Here is an 18,928-nt window from a genome sequence, read left to right as displayed (position 1 = left end):
AAGTGGCCTCTTCCCCATCTTCCGGGTTACTTGACCCCAAAAATGATTTAGTTTTTAAAACGCTGTTTACCACCGCGCCGCAGCTACTGCGTGAGCTGATTAATGCAGTGCGGCACCAGTTTCCGTTGATTACCGCTATCACTATCCTTAATCCGGAGATTTACGATGAGGACTTGCAGGGCAAATTTATTCAGCTCGATATTTTAGCCGAGGATGAGTTTAAGCGGCGCTATAATATCGAGATGCAGGTAAGGCAGAGTGATCCGTGGAGCCGTCGTAGCAGCTACTATCTGGCCAGAACGCTCACCGGTCAGCTAGAGCCGGGTGACGACTATGCGCTCTTGCAGCCGGTGATTGGTATCCACCTGCTCAATTTTAACCTGTTTAACGAGGCGGACTGTAGCGAACAGGCGCACTGGTGTTTTGAGATGCGGGATCGAACCAATCCGGCAGTGCAGCTCGGTGATGAACTGCAGCTGCACCTGATAGAGCTACCGAAAATAGATCGGCTCGCATACGGCGGCAAGGCGCTACGCAGCTGGGTGAAATTTTTCAGACACTGGCAAGAGGAGAGAGAGATTATGTCGGCAGTAGAGTATGAACCGGTACAGCAAGCGATGACGCTATTACGGCAGCTAAGCGCTGATGAAAAGACGCGCCGGCGAGCCTTTGTGCGGGAGCGGGCGCTACGGGATGAGCGCTCGGCTCTGGCTGCGGCTACCGCAAAGGGTGTGGCGCAGGGGATAGAGCAGGGGGTAGAGCTGGGGGTAGAACAGGCATTAGAGCAGGCATTGATGCGTGAACGGCAGATAATTGCCCGGCAGCTAGCGCGTAAGCTAACGCAACCGTTAACCGCGTATCAGCAAGAGCAGCTTGAAAGGTTATCGTTTGAACAGTTGGAGAGGCTGGCCGAAGCGCTGTTTGACTTTGCTAATGGGGACGATTTAGAGCGTTGGTTACAGCAGCAGCGGCACTAAAATTAAGTGGCCTCTTCGTCATCATCCGGGTTACTCGACCCCAAAAACGATCTAGTTTTTAAAGTGCTGTTTACCACCGCGCCGCAGCTACTGCGTGAGCTGATTAATGCGGTGCGGCACCAGTTTCCGTTGATTACCGCTATTACTATCCTTAATCCGGAGATTTATGATGAGGATTTACAGGGCAAATTTATTCAGCTCGATATTTTAGCCGAGGATGAGTTTAAGCGGCGCTATAATATCGAGATGCAGGTGAGGCAGAGCGATCCGTGGAGCCGTCGCAGTAGCTACTATTTGGCCAGAACGCTCACCAGCCAGCTAGAGCCGGGTGACGACTATGCGCTCTTGCAGCCGGTGATTGGTATCCACCTGCTCAATTTTAACCTGTTTAACGAGGCGGACTGTAGCGAACAGGCGCACTGGTGTTTTGAGATGCGGGATCGAACTAATCCGGCAGTGCAGCTCGGTGATGAACTGCAGCTGCACCTGATAGAGCTACCGAAAATAGATCGGCTCGCATACGGCGGCAAGGCGCTACGCAGCTGGGTGAAATTTTTCAGACACTGGCAAGAGGAGAGAGAGATTATGTCGGCAGTAGAGTATGAACCGGTACAGCAAGCGATGACGCTATTACGGCAGCTGAGTGCTGATGAAAAGACGCGCCGGCGAGCCTTTGTGCGGGAGCGGGCGCTACGGGATGAGCGCTCGGCTCTGGCTGCGGCTACCGCAAAGGGTGTGGCGCAGGGGGTAGAGCTGGGGGTAGAACAGGCATTAGAGCAGGCATTGATGCGTGAACGGCAGATAATTGCGCGGCAGCTAGCGCGTAAGTTAGCGCAATCGTTAACCGCGTATCAGCAAGAGCGGCTCGACAGGTTATCATTTGAACAGTTGGAGAAGCTGGCCGAAGCGCTGTTTGACTTTGTTAATGGTGATGATTTAGAGCGTTGGTTACAACAGCAGCAGCACTAAAATTAAGTGGCCTCTTCCCCATCTTCCGGGTTACTTGACCCCAAAAATGATTTAGTTTTTAAAACGCTTTTCAGACACTGGCAAGAGGAGAGAGAGATTATGTCGGCAGTAGAGTATGAACCGGTACAGCAAGCGATGACGCTGTTGCGGCAGCTAAGCGCTGATGAAAAGACGCGCCGGCGAGCCTTTGTGCGGGAGCGGGCGCTACGGGATGAGCGCTCGGCTCTGGCTGCGGCTACCGCAAAGGGTGTGGCGCAGGGGATAGAGCAGGGGGTAGAGCTGGGGGTAGAACAGGCATTAGAGCAGGCATTGATGCGTGAACGGCAGATAATTGCGCGGCAGCTAGCGCGTAAGTTAGCGCAATCGTTAACCGCGTATCAGCAAGAGCAGCTTGAAAGGTTATCATTTGAACAGTTGGAGAAGCTGGCCGAAGCGCTGTTTGACTTTGTTAATGGTGATGATTTAGAGCGTTGGTTACAACAGCAGCAGCACTAAAATTAAGTGGCCTCTTCCCCATCTTCCGGGTTACTTGACCCCAAAAATGATTTAGTTTTTAAAACGCTTTTCAGACACTGGCAAGAGGAGAGAGAGATTATGTCGGCAGTAGAGTATGAACCGGTACAGCAAGCGATGACGCTATTACGGTTAGAGCGTAAGCTAACGCAACCGTTAACAGCGTATCAGCAAAAGCGGCTCGACAGGTTATCGTTTGAACAGTTGGAGAAGTTGTTTGACGTGTTGCTCGATTTTGCTAATGGGGGCGAGCTGGATAATTGGCTACAGAAGCAGCACCACTAAGCCATAACTTAGGATAGATAATGACAGTGAAACATAAATATTACGGTTTTAGTCTGATAGAGTCGGTCATTTTTATTGTGATTGTCGGTATCGCAATTACCGGCACGGTTACTCTCTTTACCACTAATGTCTCCCATAGCCATGAGCCGCTACTACGGCAGAAGGCGATTTCGCTGGCGAATATGTATATGGATGAGATTTTGCGTAAAAAATGGAATGAGGCTACTCCGAATGGGGGAGGGAGGGTAGCTGCCGGAGATATTGTTGCTATTGGCGATGATGGTGATAGTCGTGCTGCTTATGATGATATCGACGACTACCACAACTTAAGTGATAATCCTCCAAAAGATCAAACCGGAACCGATTTAAACGACTTTTCTGGATATAGTGTAACTGTATCAGTAACAGAGCCTAGTTCAGCTTGGCACAGTATTCCGGCTGCCGATGTCCGTAAAATTGAGGTCTCTGTCACCACACCAATGAGCGAGACCATTTCCCTAGTCGCCTATCGGAGTAATTTTTAATGCACAGACTCAAAAGCGGTTTTACTCTGGTAGAGCTGGTTATGACGATTGTCATTATCGGCATTGTGGCGGGGATTTTGGCTCCCATTATAACCCAAACCATTAATGCCTATAGCGATACCGAAATACGGATGGAGTTAACGGCTCGCGGGCGGTTAGCTTTAGAGCGACTAGCACGAGAGGTACGGCAGGTAGTGCCGAATACTGTGCGAGAGTTGAATAGTGGTCAGGGGGTTGAGTTTGTGACAAGTAAGATTGGTGGGCGTTATATGTCGCAAAAGGATGGTTTTAGTAACAGTAAATATCAGGCGAATAGACGCTTTCGTAAAAATGCAAATATGACTAATTTATATGTTTTGGGAGCTGAATATACTAACTTTATTAATACTGATATGTTGGTAATTTATAATGACTCTGAATCTGTTTTGAATGACCGTTCTAGTAGGATTACTAATGTTGTCGCAAAGGATAGAGACAATGATGATAATGATAATAATGAAGATACTGGAAATAAAGAGGTGCAGTTGCTTACTTTTAGTTCACAAAAATGGAGTGTCGAACCCGCCTCACAACATTTTCAAATTGCCGATTATTGTCATGACATTGGGGTCACAAGCAATGCACTCTATTGGCATCGTACTTTTGCTGGAGACACGTCGACTAATCAGTTTAATACTAATTGTAGTGATGGTAATGCTAATTGGTCAGACACTGATCTGATATTAGTCTCAAGTGAGTCATTAAATGCTACTTTTGAATATCTCCCCACCTCACTCACCAGCAACGCCATTTTAAAGGTAACTCTAACCCTCACCGAAGGTGATGAGTCGGTGACGATGGTACAGGAGATGCATGTGAGGAATACACCATGAAACAGCAACAGGGAGCCTCACTTATTAGCGCAATTTTCTTAATTACGGTGATGGCCTTTTTGGGGATATTAATGACCCAGATGACCATTCACGGTAATGTTGTGACGATTAATGAGCTACAATCGGCTCGGGCGCTGCTAGCTGCCGAGAGTGGGATCGATTGGGCACTGTACGATATCACTCAAAATAGTGGTGATGGTACTACTGGTTCTGCGGTAGCATTGGATAGTGGTAATGCAACTATTTGGTTTAAGACGGAAGTGACTCAATATGTTATTGATGCTGGCAACGACATTTGTAACAGTGCTTCATGCGACTTCTATGTTATTAAAAGCACCGGCATGGCAGGCGGCACAACGGGTAACCCCGAGGTGCAACGGATGTTGACGATCCAGTTTATGCCCCACTCCCCATGAATTTACGAGACCTCCACTACTTAATTGCTGTCAATGAGCAGCGCCACTTTGGTAAGGCGGCAGAGAGCTGTTTTGTCAGTCAGCCCACCTTAAGCGGCCAATTAAAGAAGCTGGAGCAGGAGCTAGGGGTGGCGCTATTTGAACGAAACCATCGTCAGGTGGTGCCGACCCGTGTTGGCGAGACGATTATCGCTCAAGCGCGGCGAGTGTTGCAGGAGAGCGAGAAGCTACAGGAGTTGGCACAAGCCGCACGAGATCCCTTTTCGGGGCCGTTTCGGTTGGGGGCGATTCACACTATTAGCCCGTGGCTGGTGCCGCTCTTTTTAGGAGAGTTACGGCAAAGTGTACCGCAAATGGAGCTGCGACTCATTGAGGATATTACGACTAATCTATTACAGCAGCTTCTCGACCACCAGCTCGATGCTGCGGTAATTGCGACCAAGGAGCCGCACCCAGAACTAGAGTCGTTACCGCTCTATCAAGAGCCGTTCTGGTTTGCCCATGCGACCGATCACCCCTATAGGGACGACTCTCTGATCGAACAACGCCATCTGCAGAGTAGCGAGCTGCTGCTGTTAGCCGATGGTCACTGTTTGGCCGATCAGGTGTTGGAGGTCTGTCGCGGTAAGAGGGGGTTATCTAATCGCGATCCGGTCGGGCTGCGGGCGGCGAACTTAGAGACGGTGGTGCGGCTAGTGGGGCAGGGATTTGGCTGTACTCTGATTCCGGCACTTGCGGTACAACCGATATGGCTGGCTGGGATGAATGTGACTGTGCGACCGATAGAGATGGCGGGGGCGTGTCGTCGAGTCGCACTTATCTACCGCCGCAGCTCTCCTAGAGGCCGTGCCATTGAGGCGATCGCCAACCAGATTCGCCATGTAGTGCCGGAGAGTGTCGAGCTGCTATCGCCGATTTGTTAGTGCTCACACTCCTCTTTTAGCCGCTCCCGAATGCCTGGTAGTACCGATAGCAGGTAGGTGGAGACTAAAATCACCGGTGCAAACAGGACTAGCAGAAAGCCTAGTAGTAGGACTACGAAGTTCATATAGAGCCAATCGGGCACGAGGTGGGCACCTGCTAGCACCATCAATATGCCTAAGATAAAAAAGACAAAGGAGACGATGACGCCTTCCCGCATCGTCTCACAACCGAGTAGTAGTAGTTTCCTCATAGGGTACCCTCCTGTTCGCTGTTAGAGCCGTTTGCCCTGTTCTAGTATGGTATCGCTACTGCCCGCTTCTAGCCCAAACTCCTCCTCTATTTGACGATTCCACGCTTCACGATCAAAGACCTTGCGATGCGGGACTGGAGTATGGACTAAATTGTAGTGGCAGTCGATGCAGCTCTTCCCTTCGGTCTCCTGTTGATGGATGAGTTGGGTGGCAGGACGGGTGCCGACAATCGCATCTATCGTATGGCAGCGGCTGCAGGTGGCCGAGTCGCGCTTTCGAAACCACTCCCGAGCGGCAAAGGCGGCATCGGGTAGGTGGAGTTTGTTAACGACGGGATCATCGTAATCGGGACCAAAGAGCTGTTTATAGAGATCCTTAGAACCGACAAGGTGATCCCACGTGGCGGCGAAGACCCCCTCCGAGACATGACAGTCGCCACACTCGGCTCGCACACCTGAGGCGGGATTGTAGTGCGATGACTGGTAGTAGGGTTCGGCAACTAACTCCATTGAGTGACAGGTGGTGCAGAATTCGACACTGCTAGTGTAGTGATCAAACTCAAGCAAAACGACCATAAAGATCACGCCGGCAACGCCACCAACCATAAGCGCCATGAGCACATGGCGAGTGATGAAGCTAAACATACTACTTAACCTCTGCGCTAGCCTCTCCCGCAGGAGAGGAGGGGGAGACTCTGCCCAATCGATCTATTAAAGGGGGTGGCTGTGTGGGGCGTTGCAGGAGCGTTTGTGCCCTCTCGGCACCGATAAGTTCGATCAATTGCTGAGTAAACGGCCCATCAAATAGCTGCTGTACCCGATGCAACCCCTCGTTCCAGCTATGGAGCGAGCTGGCCATGGCCGCACCATGACGGGCGGTAATACCGTCCTCGTGCCATAGCTGCCAATAGGTCTGTTCTAGCAGCTCATCGAGTGGGGTTGGGGTGAGAGCGCCCTCGGCATAGAGCTGATCCATAATCGCCTTCGCCGGTTGGCCAAAGTCGCGATTATAGCGTTCGATAAAGTTATCGAAATTGGCCATAAAGGCGTTGGTGAACTCCTTACCGTGGCACTCTAGGCAGACTTTGCTCATGACTTGGCGGCGTCTATCGGCGCTAGCGATCGCTTTAACGGTGCCGCTGCTGCCATCTAATTTGGTTAAAATATCGCCGCGGCGAGGGCTATCTATCTCATCGACCTCCATCCTGTCACCATCGGCAAAAATGACCAAACTCTGTTTATGCGATACGGGTGTGCCTAGCTCCCAAGCGCTACGCATCGTCGCGTCATGGCTCGCTTTGATACCCGGTGCCGCCCCCATGTGGCAGGTAACGCAGGTGGGGGCGCTGTGGTAGTCACTGCCTAGCTCCCAGCTCTCGCTATCGAGGTTCATCTGCTCGCGCCGACTCTGGAACAGGGTGCCGTGCATTGAGGCGGCATAGACCTCATGATCAGGGGAGTCGCTGCCGCGATGGCACCAGCTACAGGCGACCGGATCGCGGGCTTGAGCTTTACTGAAGCCGTGGCGATTATGGCAGGCGGAGCAGGAGCCGAGCGAGCCATCGGGGTTGACGCGACCGATACCGTTATTAGGCCAGTGTTCGCGCTCAGGGATACCTGTCGATGAGAGGGTAATGCGGCTACCGTGACAGCTAGCACACCCCTGCTGATCGAGGGTGGGGTGGTTAGCTGCTGGCAGAGTCTGCTCTAATTTTAGTCGTGCTGTGGCGTGGGAGGAGATTTTGAACTCATCGACCTGTTGGCTGTGGCAGCGACCGCAGTCGGCTGGCGAGACGATGGTGGCGATAACCTCGCCTTCGTGCTCTAGGGCGTCACTATCGCTACTGTCGGCGCGGTGGCAGTCGAAGCAGTTGACCCCCTCACGGCCATGGGCGCTCTGTTGCCACTGTTTGACTAAAGAGCCGGAGGCTTTGGTGTGGCAGCTAATACACCCCTCCCCCTCTTTAGCACCCCACTCAGCGGGGGGGATATCGATAGTGGCTGCCATGAGAGTGGTCGTGCTACAGAGTAGATAGAGCACTCCTATAAGTCGGTGAAACATGTCTCTCCTCCCGGTTACTCTAAAATTTGCCAGATAGTTGTTGGTGACTAGCGACAGTATAGAGTCATTAGTGCCATAAAATGAAGCAGTAGTTGTATATTTATATATTATAATTTAATAACTTACGATGCGATTTAGCAAAAAATGGTGTCAATAACCGTTGACATTGCAGGTGATCTTGATCAATGCTGGCACCGATAACCACACTGTAATGGAGATAGCTTATGAGACACAGATTCGGAGTATTGACACTGGTGCTAGGTAGCCTGTGGGCTATGGCGGTGAGTGCGCAACAGCCGCTGCACCATATTACATCGGATACCTGCCAGCTCTGCCATAAAGAGGTATTTAAACAGTGGCAAGGGTCGATGCATGCCCAAAGTACGGCGCTCAAAGATCCGATCCACGCCACCTTCTACGGTATTGTCGCCGGCAGTCCGAACGAGGAGGGGGTGACAATGAAGGCGTCGGGTAAATATCCGCTCTGCCTCAACTGCCACGCCCCGAATGCGGCGATGGATAAAAAGACCAAGCTCGATGCCAATCCCGCCTACGCCGAGGGGGTAAACTGTATCGCCTGCCATACGCTGCAGAGCTATAACGGTATTAAAAAACCGGATGGCAAGCTCCAGCTAGGGATTCATGCCTACGATATCTCTACTAGCCAGCTACAGGGACCAGGTGTCCACTCTAATCGGGGGTTAGAGCGGTTAATCGCTGCCGCCGATCCGTTTGGGGGGAGCGGTTTAGGCGATAGCGCCAAGCCCAATCCCCATCTAGGGGAGCCGGTAGAGATGGATGGCGTGCAGGTGCCTGCCCTGCCGATGATGGCCAATCCGACCCAACTGAAATCGAATGATGCCTGTATGGGGTGTCACGATATGCGCCCCAACGCTAACGGCGTCCCTCTGTGCCAAACTGGGGATGAGTATATCGCTAGCGGCTCTCAAGTTGACTGTATCGCCTGCCACATGCCCATTAATAACGGGGTTGCCGATCACTCCATGGGCGGCGGTCACGATAGCGCTATGCTGCGCCGCTCAGTGCTCTTTACCGTTGAGGGTAAGCGTGAGGGGGATACGATTGCCACGACAGTGACCCTGACCAACCAACAGCCGCACAATCTGCCGACCGGAGCCCCGTTTCGCAATATCCACCTAAAACTGACTGCCTATGATGATCAGGGGAGCGTGGTGTGGCAAAACGCTGAAGGCCACCCGGCAAAGAGCGATCCTAAAGCCTATCTGCTCTACAGTTTAGTCGATGATGAGGGCAAGCCGGCTAGCCCTACGGTCGCGACTAAGGTGGGCAGCGATAACCGCTTAAAGCCGTTTGAGGAGCGCAAACTCAACTACACTATTCCGGCTGCGGGGGTCGCGTTAGTACGGGGCGAACTCTACTACAGCCTGCTCTGGCCGGGGCTGGTGAAGAAGTTTACTCATCTGGATAAGGAGCTGACCGATCCGAAGCTAATTGCTAGCTCCGAGCTGCAACTTTAATTTAGCTCTCAACGCGCCGCCGGCAGGGGGGGCTCTGCCGGCGTTAGGAGGTATAACAAGATGTTACCCCGCATAGTCATCATTGCCTTACTATTTGGTGCGGCTCTGCCGCTACTGGCGCGAACCACAGCCGATCACAGCAAATTTGAGGAGCTGCAACGCCCCTTTCAAACCGGCCCGGAGGTGACGGCTGCCTGTCTGCAGTGCCACACTGAAGCGGCCACGCAACTGCACCAGACATCGCACTGGACATGGGCCTTTGATAACCCCGTGACAGGTCAGGCGCTGGGCAAGAAAAATGTCATTAACAACTTTTGTGTCGCCACAGCGACTAACTGGCCCCGCTGTACTAGCTGCCATATCGGCTATGGCTGGAAGGATGAGAGTTTTGATCTTAGCTCAGAACAGCGGGTTGACTGTTTAGTCTGCCACGATACTACCGGTGAGTATAAGAAATTCCCCACCGGTGCCGGTCACCCTAACTATACTCCCATGGAGTGGCCCCCTAAATCGGGCAAGATTAGACAACCACCCGATCTGGCAAAGATCGCCCAGCGCGTCGGTCAACCGAACCGAAGCAACTGCGGTAGTTGCCACTTTTATGGCGGTGGCGGTGATGGGGTGAAACATGGCCACCTCGACTCTTCGCTACACCATCCCAATCGACAGACCGATATCCACATGGATGAGGCGGGGCTAAATTTTAAGTGTCAAACCTGTCACACCACTGGCGGCCATGAGATCGCCGGTAGCCGTTATGTCACTAAAGCGGCAGATAGTCGCGGTCAGGTGAGGCCAGGTGATGAGGATCAGGTGCTCGCTAGCTGCGAGTCGTGCCATAGTAGCGAGCCGCATGAGGCGGCGAGTGCCGAGCAGCTCAATCAACATACCGATAGAGTCGCCTGTGTAACCTGCCATATCCCCCGCTATGCCCGAGGGGGGAAAAAGACCAAAATGTGGTGGGACTGGTCTAGTGCCGGTAGAAAGGGCGAGGATGGTAAGCCGTTAATGATTAAAGATAGTGAGGGGTATGCCACTTACGATTTTAAGAAGGGGGAGTTTGTGTGGGAGGAGAATGTGACTCCCGAATACTACTGGTTTGATGGTGACATTCGCTATACGCTACTCGGTGAGACAATCGATCCTGAGGGGGTGGTGCCGATTAACCGCATTCAGGGGAGCTATCGTGATCCAAACTCCCGTATCTGGCCCTTTAAGGTGATGCGCGGTAAGCAGCCCTACGATGCGAAGCAGAATATTTTGGCGATTCCGCACCTGTTTGGTAAAGATGAGAGCGCCTATTGGAAAAATTTCGATTGGGATAGGGCGTTACAGGCGGGGTTGCTGGCTCGGGGGCAGGTGTATAGCGGTGAGTATGGTTTTGTCGAAACTGAATATTTCTGGCCGGTGACCCACATGGTCGCGACGAAAGAGGAGGCGTTAAGTTGCGACAGTTGTCATCGCCAAAATGGGCGATTACAGAGTGTCGGTGGCTTCTATCTGCCGGGAAGAGATCGTAATGAGACGCTCGATTTTATCGGTTGGCTTATGGTTTTCGGAACGCTCGGTGGTGTCACGCTGCACGGTATCGGCCGTCTGGTGGCTAGACGAAGAGGGGGTAGATAGGATGGCTGAAGTGGTGATGTATAAGCGTTTTGAGCGCGTTTGGCACTGGACGCAGGCGTTTTTAATTCTCTCGCTACTGGTGACGGGGTTTGAGATCCATGGTAGTTGGAGCCTGTTCGGCTTTGAGCGGGCGACGGCACTGCACACCTACTTTGCTTGGGCGTTAATTGGGGTCTGGGTGTTTGCTATCTTCTGGCATCTGACGACAGGGGAGTGGCGTCAATATCTCCCCTCTAGTTCTAACTCAGTGCTAGCGATGGTGAAATACTATACCTTCGATATTTTTGTCGGTGGCGGGCATCCGTTCCATAAGACGCGGCAACACAAATTTAATCCACTGCAGCGACTGGCCTATCTCTCGCTGCATCTGTTTATGGCACCGCTTATCTGGTTGAGTGGCTGGTTCTATCTCTTCTATAGCCGCTGGGATATCTACGCCCACACCGGCATCCCTTTAGAGTGGATTGCGCTAGCGCATACGGCTGGAGCGTTTCTGATCTTGACCTTTCTTATCGCCCACCTCTATCTAGCGCTGGCGATGGGAGAGAGACCGTTAGGTCATCTAAAGGCGATGATAACCGGTCGGGAGGAGGAGCGGTAGGTGCTACGACTTGTACCAGTAGCGCCGTAGCCGCTCATAGACCTTATTTGGGTAGCGGTTGCTGCCGTAGCTACCGTTGTAGCGGGCTAACGCTGACGGATAGGAAATCCAACCGCCTACGCCAAAGTATCCCCCAGATCCGGAGCGCCGTCAAGATTCGGTCAGAGCCCCTTCTGACCACCGGAAGGCGAGGATGAAACAGAAATTGGCCTGTCGGGAGGTGTTTGAGGCGGTTGTCGCGGCAGGGAGAGAGACGGAAAGAAGCGGGTTTCGCGCGAGCGGCAACGGTCGGTCCGGCAGCCCCTCGGCGGGCTGCTACCAGGAGACTCGTTGATCGTATTCGTACTCCGGCTCGGGCTGGGCGAGAGGGTCGCCCTGAAGGTAATCCTCGGCGTCGATGGCGTCCGCCACGGACTCTTCGTACCACTCTGGCGGTCCCCTGGCGGAGGCGATTCGTGGCGGGACGGCGGGTTCGCCGATGTGCTCTAGGATGGCCCGCACCTCCACGGCCTCGGTGATGAAGGCGATGATCTGCATCTCGGCCCCGCACTGGGGGCAGGTCAAAGGGAACGCTTCGTAAATGCGAGCCAGCAGCATGGCCCAGAGGTAGCGGGCGGGGGATCGCCCGATAGCCACCGGAGGGTCGTCCGCTGCCGTCTCTACCGCCGGTTTCGTTTCAGGCTCCGCCGCCACGGGCTGGGGCGCGAGGGCGGTTACCGCCGGCCGCAGTGGTGAGTTGGGGGCGAGCACGCCGTAGTAGCGATGCCGGTGTTGCCTGGGCGGCGGAACCAGGGCGGCGATGCGCCCGATCAGTTCGAGCGGCGAGAGGATGATCTGGGTTTGCCCGTCCGGGCCGGGCTTGGGCAGGTGGTAGATCAACCGCTGGGCATCGATCTCCTCCAGTCGGTCGGCGGCGAATGGCGGGCGGGCGCAGTAGCGCAGCAGTCGCTCCAGGCCTCGCCGGTCGTGTGCATCGATCCGCACGCTGGCGTCGAGGGAGAACCCGCCGCCGTGATCCCACTGCTCCATCTCCTGGCGATCTGCCTTTTCCAGCAATCCCCGCCGCACGAACGCCCGCAAGATGCGGCGGCGGATTTGGGTCTGCACCGCCTCGGCGTCGTCCGCATCGAGTTCCTCCACTTCGATGAAGTGTGCGCCCTGCTCCGGGTCGGGTTCGAAAATGCCGTCGATGAAGACGACATGGAAATGCGTGTGTTCGTTGAGTGAAGAGCCGAATCGGTGGATGAACGCCACCGTGCCGGTTCGCGCCTTCGGACCTGCCCCAGGGCTCTGTTCGCGCAAGTGTTGCTCGACGGCATCGAGGAAGATGCGCAAAGCGCTGCTGAGCGCCTTGCGGTCGTGCTGGAGGTGGTAGCGCAGCCGCTTGGGCAGGGAGAGCACCCATTGGCGTACCGGCAGCCGGGGCAGGACATGATCGGTGAGGTGAGCAGCGGTCTCCGCCATCCGCCGGGTGTTGCACGAAGGGCAGACGCCCCGCCCTTTGCAGGAGAAGGCAATCAGGAAATCATGGCCGCATTCGTCACAGCGGGCGCGGGCGAACCCATAGGCGAGGATACCGCACTCCAGAAATCAGCGTAGTTCCCGTTCGGCGTGAGGGGAGACTCGCTCCTGCTCCCAGTCGTCATGGCACAGGGCAAGGAAGGTCTCTAGGTGATTTTGCAGCACCCGGTAGAGCGGTGTGTCGGCGGGGCGACGGGGTTGGTAGAGGGCTGGGATGCATCCCAGCGTTTGGGCGGCCATTGGCGAGTCCAGGGTGAAATGCGGATACTGTAAATATAGACAGTATTCGCGCGTCCCGCCCTCCCCCGCCGTGCGTAACCTTGCGCACTGGATTCGCAGCAGGATTGATTCCCGTAACATAGAGTCGACTTGAGTGATAGAGGGAGTTCTCTCGCCGCTTACTTTGATATCGTCTATTCATTTCGACACTTTTACGATGGTTCGTTTGTACTCGTCTTCCCGATCCTTACCTCGACTCACCTCTTGGATGAGCTTTTCCTTCAACGCTCACGACAATCCAGGCACCTTGTCACGAATCTGTTCAATCTCATGCAAGATAGAATCTTTGGAACGGTTCTGGATGATGCGGCCTTCATGCTCAGTGATGGAACAAAACGTACAACCGCCAAAACAACCACGCATGATGGGGATGTTTAAGGGTCTGCCCATAAAAGGCAGTCGATGCTGAAAGCACTTCAATCACCCAATCCGGCGCCCCCCTTACCCCTCGCTGATCGATTTTATCGGCATCACAGACCACAACTACATCGGGCTGGACAACGGTATCTATCAACTCATAACGCTGATCATCCGGCCACTGGCAATAGTCGCCATAGGTGGCATGGTTAGTATGGCTATAGGCTAACAACATGGAAAAGACCTTGTGATAAAAATGGTGCGCTTATTGGTTTATCACTCACCACAAACCCCCAACCTCAATAGCAGACTCCGGCAGCGCAACCGGCGCAATCAGACCCGCAGCATATCGTTCTATCTGCCGGTAACTTTTCAGCGCGCTATCGACTTCACGATAACACGCTAACTGCGCCGCCTCCAGATTGACAATCCACACCTCACTCACGCCATGTTGGGCATAGAGCGGCAGTTTCACTTCGCGGTCATAACGCAGGGTTGAGTCGGCAACCTCGATTAATAATAGAACATCGGCAGCCGTTGGGTGGGCGTGGCTATAAAAATCGTCCCGATAGCGCAGCAGCAGCAGATCGGGTTCCGGCTCCGAGTGGGCACCCAAAGACAAGGGATTTTGTACCGTGACGACACCTTGTAGCACAACAGACTGAAAAAAATGGCGCGCCAAGCGATTCACCACGCCAGCGTGAGAGCTACCAATCGGTGCCATATCAAAAATCTCTCCATCAATCAGTTCGACCCGATCCTCTCGGCGCAAGATTCCGGCTGCGGCCATCTGGTAGTAATCAACCACACTCAGGCGGTGATGGGGCGGGTAATGCGCTCTCCCTCTGGCGTATGGCAGATCACAATCAGATCGGGGCGCACCACGGTATCCTCACTAAACTCGACATCGATCTCATAGAGCACCTGACAGTGTGGGCAACTATCCAACAGTTGCCGTAGCTGAAACGCCATATTCATCGCCACGCGCTGATGTTGAAATCCCGGCGAAGGTGCCATCGCCAGCGGAATGCCGTCAAGAATCCCCAGTGGACGTTTACCGCCATTCGGTTTTTCGATCTCGACTCGCCTGACCGGTGACGGGTAATATTGCTCTGCTTTCAGCTCGGCTATAATCCGTTTCCAGTTTCCCGCTTTGACCCAGTCGGGGAATTCATCGATGCTTATCTCATCGATGCCAGCTGCCCCCTTGTTGGCTCGAACCCGCTCCCATGCTGTGCGAATGTTTTCGCGCTGGAACACCTGATCGAATAGATGGTCGCTAAAGGCTGGCTTCATGTCACTACGCTGACTCACATCATCGCCGGTCGGCGTTTGTGTTTTCAAGTCTGACAAGGCTCCTCCTTTATCTAAATGTTCGGCCCTTCGCCTTGTCTCACCCATTACGGTGAGTGTTTGACTACTCGGCAACTGCTCCTGCGTTGCTCTACTACCTACATCCATGTAGGCATATGGCTTCTGCTGACTTCTGCTTAATAACCACATGAGTTACCCCATTTGGCTCTATCGGTTTCCATCTGTTCGCTCTGCCTTCGTCGATGGAGTCGAAGGTGCCAAGACTGATAAACCTGAGCCTCACAGGTATTTTCCGATCGCTCGTTAAGCAGATCTCCTAAGAATAAGAGCATGCACTATCACTGCACTGCTGCATCATTTACGGTGGCCGTTAGATCACTTGGCTTCGATGTCTTGTGCCATCTCGCCTCCAGCCTACGCCTCAGATGATGTTCTTGTTCATCAGCTCGCAGTTTTGCGTCCGGCTTCCTTCAGACCGCTCCTCGCGGATTGGCCCTTGCCTTTCGCTAATAGTTATCGTCTAATCACTCCTCAGTGACGGACGGTGATCTTCCTACAGAGGACTTTCACCTCATAAGTTCATGCCCATGCTGGGCGTACACAAATCGTTAAACCAGATCGGCGCAAAAAACGCGCCTCCTGGTTAACTCGAACATTGGGCATCAAAGAAATAGGGGGCCCCGGTGAAGGAAACCGTTTACGTAGAAACGTCGGTGATAAGCTATTTGACAGCTCGACCGAGCAACGACTTGCGCGCGATGGCAAATCAAAATACGACGACCGAATGGTGGGAAACACGGAAGCCGAACTACGGCGTCTTCGTATCTGATCTTGTCATATCGGAAGCAAGCAAGGGTCATCCAGAGGCTTCGCAGCGTCGTTTGGCTGCCATCGCTGAGCTTCCATTGCTTCAAATCTCCGAAAATGTCAGGGAACTGGCGCTGACCCTAATTGAGAGCCATGCGCTTCCAGAGAAGGCTGAAGCGGACGCGTATCACATAGCGATAGCAGCGGTGAACGGCGTCGCGTATCTGCTTACCTGGAACTGTACGCATATCGCAAACGCTCACACTCGACCTAAAATTGAAAACACCTGCAGGGCATTTGGCTATGAACCGCCAGTCATCTGCACGCCTCTTGAACTTATGGAGCCTTAACTATGTGGCAAGATCCAATTATCGCGGAAACACGAGCACTCAGAGATGAGTACGCACGCCAGCTCAATTACGACATTAATAATATTTTCAAAGACTTGATGGCAAAGCAAGCCTTACACCCTGAGCGCGTTGTCGCTTTCCCACCACGCAAACCCACGGTCAGCGCTGTTGAGGCCCAACAAAGCGCTCCAGCCGACGCTCTTACCTCGCGCGGCTGAGCGCTGGCGTTATGCTAATAAAACTGAGTAGGGGGCAATAACACCATGGGGTCAAGTCTTGACATCACGCATTTAGCTAGGCAATGCCGCCATCGGCATTGATGCGGCGGTTGAGGTGGAGGCGCGAGGCGGCCCTTGGGATCGTCTTCGTAGTGGGTGGTGCGACCGCTTTCGTCGCTTTGGTCGGTTTTGCGGCCCAAGGCGTCAATAACAGCAATGCGGTTACCGTTGGCGTCCTATTGGTACTAGGTCTCGTGGCCCATGGCGTCGCGCAACAGGGTATTTCTGCCCACGGGTGGGTGTCCTATCGTTGTGGCTCACCCCGGTGACCACGATCACAACTTCCCCAGGGACAGATCCAGATCCACCCCCTTCAGGTTGTTCTATGGCGGAGACCGCTGCTCACCTCACCGATCATGTCCTGCCCCGGCTGCCGGTACGCCAATGGGTGCTCTCCCTGCCCAAAGCGGCTGCGCTACCACCTCCAGCACGACCGCGTAGCCCTCAACAGCGCTCTGCGCATCTTCCTCAATGCCGTCCGAGCAACACCTGCGCGAACAGAGCCATGGGGCAGGTCCGAAGGCGCGAACCGGCGTGGTGGCGTTCATCCACCGATTCGGCTCCTCGCTCAACCAGCATACTCATTTTCATGATTGCGTCAGAGTGTCGAGCTGCTATCGCCGATTTGTTAGTGCTCACACTCCTCTTTTAGCCGCTCCCGAATGCCTGGTAGTACCGATAGCAGGTAGGTGGAGACTAAAATCACCGGTGCAAACAGGACTAGCAGAAAGCCTAGTAGTAGGACTACGAAGTTCATATAGAGCCAATCGGGCACGAGGTGGGCACCTGCTAGCACCATCAATATGCCTAAGATAAAAAAGACAAAGGAGACGATGACGCCTTCCCGCATCGTCTCACAACCGAGTAGTAGTAGTTTCTTCATGGGGTACCCTCCTGTTCGCTGTTAGAGCCGTTTGCCCTGTTCTAGTATGGTATCGCTACTGCCCGCTTCTAGCCCAAACTCCTCCTCTATTTGACGATTCCACGCTTCACGATCAAAGACCTTGCGATGCGGGACTGGAGTATGGACTAAATTGTAGTGGCAGTCGATGCAGCTCTTCCCTTCGGTCTCCTGTTGATGGATGAGTTGGGTGGCAGGACGGGTGCCGACAATCGCATCTATCGTATGGCAGCGGCTGCAGGTGGCCGAGTCGCGCTTTCGAAACCACTCCCGAGCGGCAAAGGCGGCATCGGGTAGGTGGAGTTTGTTAACGACGGGATCATCGTAATCGGGACCAAAGAGCTGTTTATAGAGATCCTTAGAACCGACAAGGTGATCCCACGTGGCGGCGAAGACCCCCTCCGAGACATGACAGTCGCCACACTCGGCTCGCACACCTGAGGCGGGATTGTAGTGCGATGACTGGTAGTAGGGTTCGGCAACTAACTCCATTGAGTGACAGGTGGTGCAGAATTCGACACTGCTAGTGTAGTGATCAAACTCAAGCAAAACGACCATAAAGATCACGCCGGCAACACCACCAACCATAAGCGCCATGAGCACATGGCGAGTCTCGATGCCAATCCCGCCTACGCCGAGGGGGTAAACTGTATCGCCTGCCATACGCTGCAGAGCTATAACGGTATTAAAAAACCGGATGGCAAGCTCCAGCTAGGGATTCATGCCTACGATATCTCTACTAGCCAGCTACAGGGACCAGGTGTCCACTCTAATCGGGGGTTAGAGCGGTTAATCGCTGCCGCCGATCCGTTTGGGGGGAGCGGTTTAGGCGATAGCGCCAAGCCCAATCCCCATCTAGGGGAGCCGGTAGAGATGGATGGCGTGCAGGTGCCTGCCCTGCCGATGATGGCCAATCCGACCCAACTGAAATCGAATGATGCCTGTATGGGGTGTCACGATATGCGCCCCAACGCTAACGGCGTCCCTCTGTGCCAAACTGGGGATGAGTATATCGCTAGCGGCTCTCAAGTTGACTGTATCGCCTGCCACATGCCCATTAATAACGGGGTTGCCGATCACTCCATGGGCGGCGGTCACGATAGCGCTATGCTGCGCCGCTCAGTGCTCTTTACCGTTGAGGGTAAGCGTGAGGGGGATACGATTGCCACGACAGTGACCCTGACCAACCAACAGCCGCACAATCTGCCAACCGGAGCCCCGTTTCGCAATATCCACCTAAAACTGACTGCCTATGATGATCAGGGGAGCGTGGTGTGGCAAAACGCTGAAGGCCACCCGGCAAAGAGCGATCCTAAAGCCTATCTGCTCTACAGTTTAGTCGATGATGAGGGCAAGCCGGCTAGCCCTACGGTCGCGACTAAGGTGGGCAGCGATAACCGCTTAAAGCCGTTTGAGGAGCGCAAACTCAACTACACTATTCCGGCTGCGGGGGTCGCGTTAGTACGGGGCGAACTCTACTACAGCCTGCTCTGGCCGGGGCTGGTGAAGAAGTTTACTCATCTGGATAAGGAGCTGACCGATCCGAAGCTAATTGCTAGCTCCGAGCTGCAACTTTAATTTAGCTCTCAACGCGCCGCCGGCA

22 protein-coding genes and 3 pseudogenes are annotated in these 18,928 nt (G+C 53.9%); 15 read left to right on the top strand and 10 right to left on the bottom strand.

The features are described from left to right. The first annotated feature begins 2 nt into the window (after window positions 1-2). From D5085_06970 to D5085_06935, 8 genes are all read left to right on the top strand, one after another. Complete coding sequence (locus D5085_06970) at window positions 3-977, top strand: Rpn family recombination-promoting nuclease/putative transposase (protein QEP42887.1); 975 nt, start codon at window positions 3-5, stop codon at window positions 975-977. A gap of 6 nt (window positions 978-983) precedes the next feature. Next, window positions 984-1,946, top strand: coding sequence for an Rpn family recombination-promoting nuclease/putative transposase (locus D5085_06965; GenBank protein QEP42886.1), 963 nt, complete (start codon window positions 984-986; stop codon window positions 1,944-1,946). Window positions 1,947-2,045: 99 nt separating this feature from the next. Then, complete coding sequence (locus D5085_06960) at window positions 2,046-2,441, top strand: DUF4351 domain-containing protein (GenBank protein QEP42885.1); 396 nt, start codon at window positions 2,046-2,048, stop codon at window positions 2,439-2,441. 99 nt (window positions 2,442-2,540) lie between these two features. After that, window positions 2,541-2,744 (top strand): DUF4351 domain-containing protein, encoded by a 204-nt coding sequence (locus D5085_06955; GenBank protein ID QEP42884.1) that lies wholly within the window; start codon window positions 2,541-2,543, stop codon window positions 2,742-2,744. Window positions 2,745-2,764: 20 nt separating this feature from the next. Beyond that, the gene (locus D5085_06950; GenBank protein ID QEP42883.1) at window positions 2,765-3,268 is read left to right on the top strand and encodes a type II secretion system protein; all 504 of its coding nucleotides are present in this window, start codon (window positions 2,765-2,767) and stop codon (window positions 3,266-3,268) included. After that, window positions 3,268-4,140, top strand: a complete 873-nt coding sequence (locus D5085_06945; GenBank protein ID QEP42882.1) for a prepilin-type N-terminal cleavage/methylation domain-containing protein — start codon at window positions 3,268-3,270, stop codon at window positions 4,138-4,140. The genes D5085_06950 and D5085_06945 overlap by 1 nt, the downstream gene beginning before the upstream one ends. Further along, on the top strand, window positions 4,137-4,556 hold the full coding sequence (locus D5085_06940) for a hypothetical protein (protein ID QEP42881.1): 420 nt from the start codon (window positions 4,137-4,139) through the stop codon (window positions 4,554-4,556). The genes D5085_06945 and D5085_06940 overlap by 4 nt, the downstream gene beginning before the upstream one ends. Continuing rightward, window positions 4,553-5,479 carry a LysR family transcriptional regulator gene (locus D5085_06935; protein ID QEP42880.1) on the top strand — a complete coding sequence of 309 codons (927 nt, stop codon included), beginning with the start codon at window positions 4,553-4,555 and terminating at the stop codon, window positions 5,477-5,479. Before D5085_06940 ends, D5085_06935 begins: the two co-directional genes overlap by 4 nt. Here D5085_06935 and D5085_06930 read toward each other — a convergent pair. From D5085_06930 to D5085_06920, 3 genes are read right to left on the bottom strand one after another with little or no spacing between them, the layout of a single operon-like run. Beyond that, complete coding sequence (locus D5085_06930; protein QEP42879.1) at window positions 5,476-5,730, bottom strand: hypothetical protein; 255 nt, start codon at window positions 5,728-5,730, stop codon at window positions 5,476-5,478. The two genes, D5085_06935 and D5085_06930, sit on opposite strands and share 4 nt — an antisense overlap. 21 nt (window positions 5,731-5,751) lie before the next feature. After that, window positions 5,752-6,375 carry a cytochrome C gene (locus D5085_06925; GenBank protein ID QEP42878.1) on the bottom strand — a complete coding sequence of 208 codons (624 nt, stop codon included), beginning with the start codon at window positions 6,373-6,375 and terminating at the stop codon, window positions 5,752-5,754. Between the two features lies 1 nt (window position 6,376). Beyond that, the gene (locus D5085_06920) at window positions 6,377-7,792 is read right to left on the bottom strand and encodes a hypothetical protein (GenBank protein QEP42877.1); all 1,416 of its coding nucleotides are present in this window, start codon (window positions 7,790-7,792) and stop codon (window positions 6,377-6,379) included. Window positions 7,793-8,016: 224 nt separating this feature from the next. On the opposite strand from D5085_06920, the gene D5085_06915 reads away from it, so the two are divergent. Genes D5085_06915 through D5085_06905 form a run of 3 tightly spaced genes read left to right on the top strand, consistent with a single transcriptional unit; the run spans window position 8,017 to window position 11,518 of the window. After that, window positions 8,017-9,291 (top strand): cytochrome c family protein, encoded by a 1,275-nt coding sequence (locus D5085_06915; protein ID QEP42876.1) that lies wholly within the window; start codon window positions 8,017-8,019, stop codon window positions 9,289-9,291. Between the two features lie 60 nt (window positions 9,292-9,351). Next, window positions 9,352-10,917: a tetrathionate reductase family octaheme c-type cytochrome gene (locus tag D5085_06910; GenBank protein QEP42875.1), complete on the top strand. Its 1,566-nt coding sequence runs from the start codon at window positions 9,352-9,354 to the stop codon at window positions 10,915-10,917. Between the two features lies 1 nt (window position 10,918). Beyond that, window positions 10,919-11,518, top strand: a complete 600-nt coding sequence (locus tag D5085_06905) for a cytochrome B (protein QEP42874.1) — start codon at window positions 10,919-10,921, stop codon at window positions 11,516-11,518. A 315-nt stretch (window positions 11,519-11,833) separates the two neighbouring features. Here the strand turns inward: D5085_06905 and D5085_06900 are convergent. The 5 genes and pseudogenes from D5085_06900 to D5085_06880 all read right to left on the bottom strand — a co-directional run bounded on the left by D5085_06900 (window position 11,834) and on the right by D5085_06880 (window position 14,971). Next, window positions 11,834-13,279 (bottom strand): annotated as a pseudogene (locus D5085_06900) (IS91 family transposase). Window positions 13,280-13,549: 270 nt separating this feature from the next. Beyond that, window positions 13,550-13,693: pseudogene (locus tag D5085_06895) on the bottom strand (radical SAM protein). After that, window positions 13,638-13,910 carry a hypothetical protein gene (locus D5085_06890; protein QEP42873.1) on the bottom strand — a complete coding sequence of 91 codons (273 nt, stop codon included), beginning with the start codon at window positions 13,908-13,910 and terminating at the stop codon, window positions 13,638-13,640. Before D5085_06890 ends, D5085_06895 begins: the two are co-directional and overlap by 56 nt. Window positions 13,911-13,955: 45 nt before the next feature. Further along, a complete protein-coding gene (locus D5085_06885; protein ID QEP45080.1) occupies window positions 13,956-14,465 on the bottom strand; it encodes a Uma2 family endonuclease in 510 nt (169 codons plus the stop codon). A 20-nt stretch (window positions 14,466-14,485) separates the two neighbouring features. After that, window positions 14,486-14,971 (bottom strand): hypothetical protein, encoded by a 486-nt coding sequence (locus D5085_06880; protein QEP45079.1) that lies wholly within the window; start codon window positions 14,969-14,971, stop codon window positions 14,486-14,488. Between the two features lie 701 nt (window positions 14,972-15,672). Between D5085_06880 and D5085_06875 the strand changes: the two genes are divergently transcribed. From D5085_06875 to D5085_06865, 3 genes and pseudogenes are all read left to right on the top strand, one after another. Beyond that, window positions 15,673-16,146 carry a PIN domain-containing protein gene (locus tag D5085_06875; protein QEP42872.1) on the top strand — a complete coding sequence of 158 codons (474 nt, stop codon included), beginning with the start codon at window positions 15,673-15,675 and terminating at the stop codon, window positions 16,144-16,146. A gap of 2 nt (window positions 16,147-16,148) precedes the next feature. Beyond that, window positions 16,149-16,364 carry a hypothetical protein gene (locus D5085_06870; GenBank protein QEP42871.1) on the top strand — a complete coding sequence of 72 codons (216 nt, stop codon included), beginning with the start codon at window positions 16,149-16,151 and terminating at the stop codon, window positions 16,362-16,364. 531 nt (window positions 16,365-16,895) lie between these two features. After that, window positions 16,896-17,024, top strand: a pseudogene (locus D5085_06865) (hypothetical protein). 28 nt (window positions 17,025-17,052) lie between these two features. Here D5085_06865 and D5085_06860 read toward each other — a convergent pair. Both D5085_06860 and D5085_06855 read right to left on the bottom strand, forming a co-directional pair. Then, window positions 17,053-17,307: a hypothetical protein gene (locus D5085_06860; GenBank protein QEP42870.1), complete on the bottom strand. Its 255-nt coding sequence runs from the start codon at window positions 17,305-17,307 to the stop codon at window positions 17,053-17,055. A 21-nt stretch (window positions 17,308-17,328) separates the two neighbouring features. Beyond that, entirely contained in the window at window positions 17,329-17,988 is a 660-nt protein-coding gene (locus D5085_06855) for a cytochrome C (protein ID QEP42869.1), read from the bottom strand. Between D5085_06855 and D5085_06850 the strand changes: the two genes are divergently transcribed. After that, window positions 17,929-18,903: a cytochrome c family protein gene (locus D5085_06850; protein ID QEP42868.1), complete on the top strand. Its 975-nt coding sequence runs from the start codon at window positions 17,929-17,931 to the stop codon at window positions 18,901-18,903. The genes D5085_06855 and D5085_06850 overlap by 60 nt on opposite strands. The last annotated feature ends 25 nt before the right edge of the window (window positions 18,904-18,928 follow it).

Source organism: Ectothiorhodospiraceae bacterium BW-2, from assembly GCA_008375315.1.
Taxonomy (GTDB): domain Bacteria; phylum Pseudomonadota; class Gammaproteobacteria; order Thiohalomonadales; family Thiohalomonadaceae; genus BW-2.
The sequence above is the reverse complement of the archived record's forward strand: the minus strand, read 5'-3'. Positions and strand labels throughout refer to the sequence as shown.

Excerpts from the sequence above, each read along its gene's own strand:
- D5085_06960 (QEP42885.1), top strand. The coding sequence starts at position 2,046 with ATGTCGGCAGTAGAGTATGAACCGGTACAGCAAGCGATGACGCTGTTG.
- D5085_06955 (QEP42884.1), top strand. The coding sequence starts at position 2,541 with ATGTCGGCAGTAGAGTATGAACCGGTACAGCAAGCGATGACGCTATTA.
- D5085_06950 (QEP42883.1), top strand. The coding sequence starts at position 2,765 with ATGACAGTGAAACATAAATATTACGGTTTTAGTCTGATAGAGTCGGTC.
- D5085_06945 (QEP42882.1), top strand. The coding sequence starts at position 3,268 with ATGCACAGACTCAAAAGCGGTTTTACTCTGGTAGAGCTGGTTATGACG.
- D5085_06940 (QEP42881.1), top strand. The coding sequence starts at position 4,137 with ATGAAACAGCAACAGGGAGCCTCACTTATTAGCGCAATTTTCTTAATT.
- D5085_06935 (QEP42880.1), top strand. The coding sequence starts at position 4,553 with ATGAATTTACGAGACCTCCACTACTTAATTGCTGTCAATGAGCAGCGC.
- D5085_06930 (QEP42879.1), bottom strand. The coding sequence starts at position 5,730 with ATGAGGAAACTACTACTACTCGGTTGTGAGACGATGCGGGAAGGCGTC.
- D5085_06925 (QEP42878.1), bottom strand. The coding sequence starts at position 6,375 with ATGTTTAGCTTCATCACTCGCCATGTGCTCATGGCGCTTATGGTTGGT.
- D5085_06920 (QEP42877.1), bottom strand. The coding sequence starts at position 7,792 with ATGTTTCACCGACTTATAGGAGTGCTCTATCTACTCTGTAGCACGACC.
- D5085_06915 (QEP42876.1), top strand. The coding sequence starts at position 8,017 with ATGAGACACAGATTCGGAGTATTGACACTGGTGCTAGGTAGCCTGTGG.
- D5085_06910 (QEP42875.1), top strand. The coding sequence starts at position 9,352 with ATGTTACCCCGCATAGTCATCATTGCCTTACTATTTGGTGCGGCTCTG.
- D5085_06905 (QEP42874.1), top strand. The coding sequence starts at position 10,919 with ATGGCTGAAGTGGTGATGTATAAGCGTTTTGAGCGCGTTTGGCACTGG.
- D5085_06890 (QEP42873.1), bottom strand. The coding sequence starts at position 13,910 with ATGTTGTTAGCCTATAGCCATACTAACCATGCCACCTATGGCGACTAT.
- D5085_06885 (QEP45080.1), bottom strand. The coding sequence starts at position 14,465 with ATGGCCGCAGCCGGAATCTTGCGCCGAGAGGATCGGGTCGAACTGATT.
- D5085_06880 (QEP45079.1), bottom strand. The coding sequence starts at position 14,971 with ATGAAGCCAGCCTTTAGCGACCATCTATTCGATCAGGTGTTCCAGCGC.
- D5085_06870 (QEP42871.1), top strand. The coding sequence starts at position 16,149 with ATGTGGCAAGATCCAATTATCGCGGAAACACGAGCACTCAGAGATGAG.
- D5085_06860 (QEP42870.1), bottom strand. The coding sequence starts at position 17,307 with ATGAAGAAACTACTACTACTCGGTTGTGAGACGATGCGGGAAGGCGTC.
- D5085_06850 (QEP42868.1), top strand. The coding sequence starts at position 17,929 with ATGGCGAGTCTCGATGCCAATCCCGCCTACGCCGAGGGGGTAAACTGT.
- D5085_06855 (QEP42869.1), bottom strand. The coding sequence starts at position 17,988 with ATGGCAGGCGATACAGTTTACCCCCTCGGCGTAGGCGGGATTGGCATC.